Annotated in this window: 1 protein-coding gene and 1 pseudogene; both read left to right on the plus strand. The window is 20.9% G+C overall.

Annotated features, from left to right (window positions below):
• Nucleotides 1-36: 36 nt before the first annotated feature.
• Nucleotides 37-270: a hypothetical protein gene (locus RI76_RS00450; protein WP_152411649.1), complete on the plus strand. Its 234-nt coding sequence runs from the start codon at nucleotides 37-39 to the stop codon at nucleotides 268-270.
• A gap of 421 nt (nucleotides 271-691) precedes the next feature.
• A pseudogene (locus RI76_RS03250) lies at nucleotides 692-1,037 on the plus strand (IS3 family transposase); the annotation flags it as partial.

A 1,037-nucleotide genomic window follows, 5' to 3' on the forward strand; every position in this document is an offset into this window, starting at 1 on the left:
TTTTATATATTAAGAAAAAATAAATGGAGGTATAAAATGTATAATTATTCATCAGTAATGATGATGGTATTTATTTTTTTAGCAGCTTTAACAGTTCTCTCTTTGGCAGTTCTCTTTGTTATCCTTTTTTACAAATGGGGATATAGCTACGCAATTAATAGAAAAAGTATTGTTTTACCTTTAATCTTGACTTTTTTATTAGGTGGTATTATTTGGTTTCTTATTGGTTATATGGTTGGAATTAATAGAAAAATGCCGCCAAAAACATGACATAGATAATTTTTAGTATTAATTCATTTTATTTAAAAAAATACTTTTTAAGTTATCTTTTTTGAAAATAATCTTTTTTGAACTTTTTTATTTCAAATTTTAATTCATCTACCAAAACACACACAATTTTAATGTTGTAAAATTAAAATTAAATTACCAATCCCAAAGGCATTCTTTATAATTACCTTTTTTTATTTTATTAAAACTAATTAACTTTTAAACTTTTTTGCTTTTTTAAAAACATAAAATAATTTTTTCATTTCCACAAACCCCCCAGTTGAACGCGACCCTTTTTAAAATAAATATAATCATTCAGAGTTATAATGGTTTATGTATATGATATAAAAAAGGAAACAATGTTTTCAATCATGAAAAATAAAAAGAAATATTAAAACAAAAAAATAAATTATTATAAACTATAATGAAAAAAAATCAAAAAACTGATAAAAAAACAGTTTTTGAATTGGTTAAACAATTTAATCAAAAACTAAATTAACCACCATTTTAAAAACTATCCGAATTAAAAGAAGCACTTATTATTGGTTGAAAGTTGAAAATAAAATCAAAGCCAAAAATAAAAACATTTATTACAACAAAATCGAATTCAAGCTTTATGTTTACGCGAACAATATTTTTACGGTCATCGTAAAATCAATGATTTATAACAAAAAACTTTTAATGAAAACATCGCCAATAAAAAAGTTTATACTATTATGAAAGAAAATAGTATTTTTTATCATTTAAGAATTAAAAAAATAAATATTATT

The sequence above is a fragment of the Milkweed yellows phytoplasma str. MW1 genome (assembly GCF_000309485.1).
Lineage (GTDB): Bacteria > Bacillota_I > Bacilli_A > Acholeplasmatales > Acholeplasmataceae > Phytoplasma.